At 43.1% G+C, this 4,588-nt stretch carries 8 protein-coding genes; all 8 read left to right on the top strand.

Going from position 1 to position 4,588, the window contains the following annotated elements:
• The coding region (locus tag VN379_RS07280; RefSeq protein ID WP_325532329.1) for a hypothetical protein at positions 1 to 759 on the top strand (759 nt) is incomplete at its 5' end.
• A 141-nt stretch (positions 760 to 900) separates the two neighbouring features.
• On the top strand, positions 901 to 1,230 hold the full coding sequence (gene tnpA / locus VN379_RS07275; RefSeq protein WP_325525096.1) for an IS66 family insertion sequence element accessory protein TnpA: 330 nt from the start codon (positions 901 to 903) through the stop codon (positions 1,228 to 1,230).
• Positions 1,224 to 1,574, top strand: coding sequence for an IS66 family insertion sequence element accessory protein TnpB (tnpB, locus tag VN379_RS07270; RefSeq protein WP_325525098.1), 351 nt, complete (start codon positions 1,224 to 1,226; stop codon positions 1,572 to 1,574). The genes tnpA and tnpB overlap by 7 nt, the downstream gene beginning before the upstream one ends.
• A gap of 78 nt (positions 1,575 to 1,652) precedes the next feature.
• On the top strand, positions 1,653 to 3,200 hold the full coding sequence (gene tnpC, locus VN379_RS07265) for an IS66 family transposase (RefSeq protein WP_325525100.1): 1,548 nt from the start codon (positions 1,653 to 1,655) through the stop codon (positions 3,198 to 3,200).
• A gap of 136 nt (positions 3,201 to 3,336) precedes the next feature.
• The gene (locus tag VN379_RS25115; RefSeq protein ID WP_414714967.1) at positions 3,337 to 3,507 is read left to right on the top strand and encodes a helix-turn-helix domain-containing protein; all 171 of its coding nucleotides are present in this window, start codon (positions 3,337 to 3,339) and stop codon (positions 3,505 to 3,507) included.
• Positions 3,508 to 3,563: 56 nt separating this feature from the next.
• A complete protein-coding gene (locus VN379_RS07260) occupies positions 3,564 to 3,725 on the top strand; it encodes a hypothetical protein (RefSeq protein WP_325532327.1) in 162 nt (53 codons plus the stop codon).
• Entirely contained in the window at positions 3,725 to 4,072 is a 348-nt protein-coding gene (locus tag VN379_RS07255) for a hypothetical protein (protein ID WP_325532325.1), read from the top strand. Before VN379_RS07260 ends, VN379_RS07255 begins: the two co-directional genes overlap by 1 nt.
• Positions 4,072 to 4,588, top strand: a 517-nt coding sequence (locus VN379_RS07250; protein ID WP_325532323.1) for a hypothetical protein, incomplete at its 3' end; no start/stop codon positions are given. The genes VN379_RS07255 and VN379_RS07250, both read left to right, overlap by 1 nt.

The following is a 4,588-nucleotide window of genomic DNA, read 5'->3' as shown; positions in this document are numbered from 1 at the left end:
GAAGCGCAAAATGTTCTACTCGTAGACGCAGGAGATATTTTCGTTCGCGGGCCGTATCATAAGGTTTTCTACGGGGAATTGGAAATGGCAGTTTTTAATGCCCTGAACTATGACGTATGGGAGCTTGGTAACAACGAGTTCAAAGGCCATCCAGATCAATCTGTTGCCGATGAAAAGATGTATAATCTAATTAAGCAGGCAAAGTTCCCTACCTTGTGCGCAAATATAAAAAACAATGATGATAGCTACCTACCTGGAGTAAAGCCTTACATAATTAAATCAGTGAACGGTATCACGGTAGGTATCATCGGTGTCTCTTCTATGAAAGTAAAAGGTTATCCTCAAGCCTCAAATAAAATAGTAGAAGACCCACTGTTGACAGTCAAAACCCTACTTCCCAAAGTAAAAGAGGAATCAAATATTCAACTATTGCTCTCTCACGCCGGCCTTGCTGCCGATGTACAGATGGATATGAAACTTGCCGGCAGCGGCTTGTCTCTCATTATTGGAGCTGACGACCATTACGTTATTAAGCAACCCATTTACCGCAGCGGCGGCATTCCGATCGTCCAAGCCGGTGGCGAAGACAACATCTACCTTGGCCGGATTGATCTGAAATATGAAAATAAAAATGGTACATGGGTATTAGTTTCTCACAGTGGCAGGTTATATCCTATTGATGATAAAGTGCCAATGGATCCGGAAATAAGAAGAATTGTTGACCAATACTTAAGTAAGGTGCAAAAACCGGCTGCATAACAATAAAATTTTCGATGCTTATGTACCGTTTGGTAGGCGACTAACTATTTGATATGGTATGACCATGTGTAAGCGTCAAAGTAACGCCACATAGTTTGCGCCCCTGAGAACTGAGATAATGTTTGTAAGGGGGTATCAATCATGGAAACAAAGGTAAAACAAACACGCCGAAGCTATTGCGCCACAGAAAAAACAGCGTTGCTGGAAGCATATAAAACCAGTGGTCTCTCTAGCAAACAGTGGTGCAAGGAAAATGGGATCGGACTGAGCACCTTGCAGCGCTGGGTACAAAAGGAGTGGAACCTGGAAAATGCGCCACCCTTGCAAACCTGGGTATCTGTAAATACGATTGCAGAAACAAAATCGGATCGACTCCAGGTGCAGATTGGTCCATTCACCGTCGCGGTTGCTAGCAATACGAATCTAAAGCTGTTCGCTTCCGTGCTCAAAGTGATGAAGGAACTATGCTAAAACGGTCAGAAACTCTACCAGTATTCCTAGCCTGTGGCGATACCGATATGCGCAAATCCATCAACGGTCTGAGTGCCATCATTCAAAACAGCTTTGACCTCGATCCCTTCGAGAAAGCACTGTTTGTCTTTTGCAACCGGCAGCGTAATCGACTGAAGATACTAACCTGGGAAGACAATGGCTTCTGGCTGCATTTTAAACGCTTGGAGCGCGGTCATTTCAAATGGCCGACAGTCGGCGAAAGCCGCACAATGACGCTGAGCATCGATGAGCTCTGGAACCTGATCCAAAGTCCTGGAATCGAGCAAAAACTACGCCGCACCGAAGTGCTGAAAAGCCGCTAAATACGGTGTTTTAGTGGCTTTTCGTCCTATTTTCCGGTATAATAAAAGGTAAGAAATCGACCGGAAACGAGGACTTTTATGCAGACACAAGCACAAATGGAAAACGAAATCGCAGCGTTGAAAGCCCGTATCCAAGAACTCGAAGCGCTCAACAAGTGGTATATCGAGCAACTCAAGCTCAGCCGCCAAAAATTGTTTGGCAAGTCCTCTGAACGCAGCCACTATGAGGGAGTGGATCAACTTAGCTTGTTTAATGAAGCGGAAGCCGATCGGCAGCCGCTCATTCAAGAGCCGGATCCCGAAACGATAAGCGTTTCACGGAAAAAAGGCAAACGCGGTGAATCAACCAAACATCTTCCAGTGGAAGTGATCGAATACAAAATAACGGAAGAAGAGTCCGCTTGTCCGCAATGCGGCGAAATGCTCCATGTGATGAGCAAAGAAGTACGCAAAGAATTGACCATTATTCCGGCTACAGTTAAAGTCATCGAACATGTCAGTTGTGTCTATAGCTGCCGCAACTGCGAAAAGCATGACATTCAAACGCCGGTCATTACGGCAACAGCTCCCAAGGCGCTGCTGCCGAAAAGTATGGTATCTGCTGAACTGTTGGCGTATATCATGAGTCAAAAGTTCGTCAATGCCATGCCGCTTTACCGCCAGGAACAGGAGTTCAAACGGCTTGGTGTCGCTTTATCTAGGCAGAACCTTTCCAATTGGGTCATTAAAGGTGCAACGCTATTAGCCCCCATCCTGGAAACTTTCAAACGGGAGTTGCTAACCCGCGAAGTACTGCATGCCGATGAAACCACGCTGGAAGTCTTGTGTGAACCAGGCAGACCCACACAGACCAACTCCTATATGTGGGTATACCGGACATCGGGTGATTCCTCAAAACCGATTGTATTGTATGACTATCAAGAAGGCCGTAGCGGACGATTCGCTAAACAATATTTATCGGGATTTACGGGATATCTTCATACCGATGGCTGGAATGGCTATCACCAGTTGGAAGAACAAGGCGTGACCTTGTGCGGCTGCTGGGCACATGCCCGCAGAAAATTCAATGAAGCGCAACTTGGTGCAGCCTCCAATAAAGCCGGCCTTCCCGAAGATATAGGCCTTTCCTATTGCAATCAATTATTCGCGATCGAAAAGCGGGCAGAAACGATGACGGCGGAAAAGCGGCATACTGTGCGGCAAAGTGAATCAAAGCCACTCATCGAAGCGTTTTTTGCATGGGTCGATACGTGTTCTCGTACAACTTTGCCACAAAGTCTGTTGGGCAAGGCGTTTACGTATGCCCAAAATCAAAAGAAGTACTTGCTAGCATTTTTAGACGATGGCCGTATCGAATTATCGAATAACCGAGCGGAACGCTCTATAAAGCCCTTTGTCATTGGCCGCAAAAATTGGCTATTTTGCAACACCCCCGGTGGAGCAAAATCTTCGGCGGACATATACAGCTTGATTCAAACAGCCATCGAAAATGGTTTGAAGCCGCAAGCGTATCTGGAATATGTATTCAAACAGATTCAGCAGCATGATTATGAATGTGTAGACAAACTGCTGCCGTGGGCAGCGGAAATTCCTCTACATTGTAAGATGCCGCAAACAAAATCATAATAGGGATACATTCAAAGCAACCACTTGAGGTAGTATTTTCATATTACCCCAGGTGGTTTTTTATTCCCATGTGGGCTTGGCTTGACGCTTACCGTTAAATAAGGGGGTGTGTAAGATTAGTAAGCGTATTGGATTAATGGTTGCCAGGACAAAAAAAAGAATGACTATACGACAACTATCAGCATTATGTAATATTTCCCGTACTTATTTGAGCCTAGTCGAGAATGGTCACACTGAACCAAGTCCTGATATATGGATAAGATTGGCGAAGTTGCTTGAGTGTCGAGTCTCAGACCTAAAGCAGTAGAAATAGGATCGGGCTTAAGTCCGAACTAAATAAATAACAAAAGGAATGATATGTAAATGGACAAAAGTCAAACAATCGAAAAAATTAAGGAACTCTTAAACGAACTCCGATTAACTAATGACAAAGTTCAAGTATTAGAAAACGAAGCTCTGGCATTATTTGAGACAATTGGTGACGAATCCGTATTAAAAGAAATTTTCCCGGATGGTGATAACTAATGAAAGAGTATCATGAATTGGAATTGTGTTGCTCAGTATGCAATCAGCAGTATGAACCAAAAGAAAATATTAAGTATCTCAAGTTTAGGCAATACGGATACACTGAAATAAAACTCGTATGCGACTCGTGTATTGAATCTGAATCTGCAGCCTGGACTATTGAATCCGTAAAAGTAACCGAAAGATATTTAGGCGAAGTCGCTTGTTCAGTTACATTAAAAAACGGTCGTACATATGCCGATGTCCATATTTATGGATACGGAAGACCTTATAATATTCGCGGTGTGCCGTGCGATATACCGGAATCATTCGCGAATCAATTAATTGAAAAGGTGGCATTGCAATAATGAGTAAAGTATATGAAATTTTGAAAATCGAGTGTAATACCTGTAAGAAACCCATAAAATCAAGTGAAGTCCAATGTATTCAGAAGTATGACCAATACAACAGGCGAACAGATCATACTTTTATATGTGATTCGTGTTATTCAAAATGGATTGACTCATGGATTGTTTTGTCTACCGAATGGGAGGAACCAAGTGCATTAGGAACTTGGGGGTATGCCGAAACAAAGGGTAACGGTCGTATTAGATTCTTTTATAATCCGGGTAATAGATCATCAGGTGTTGAGATCGCTCCCCCTGAATTCTTTAACCAATTAGAGAAGATTCGTCAAAATTATTGGGAGGAAAAACGCAAAAAGCAAATTGAAACAATTGAGTTTATGGAGGACTTCGATATTAATACCTTACGATTTAAAACCGTAGGAGGGGAATCAATGGATAATATCAGATGGAAAATGAAATCAGACGGAAGTTTACAGATAGACCCTGATATTATACCTAAAATTAAAGACTATATAT

It is taken from the genome of Sporomusa sp. (assembly GCF_035561255.1).
Lineage (GTDB): Bacteria > Bacillota > Negativicutes > Sporomusales > Sporomusaceae > Sporomusa.
The sequence above is the reverse complement of the archived record's forward strand: the minus strand, read 5'-3'. Positions and strand labels throughout refer to the sequence as shown.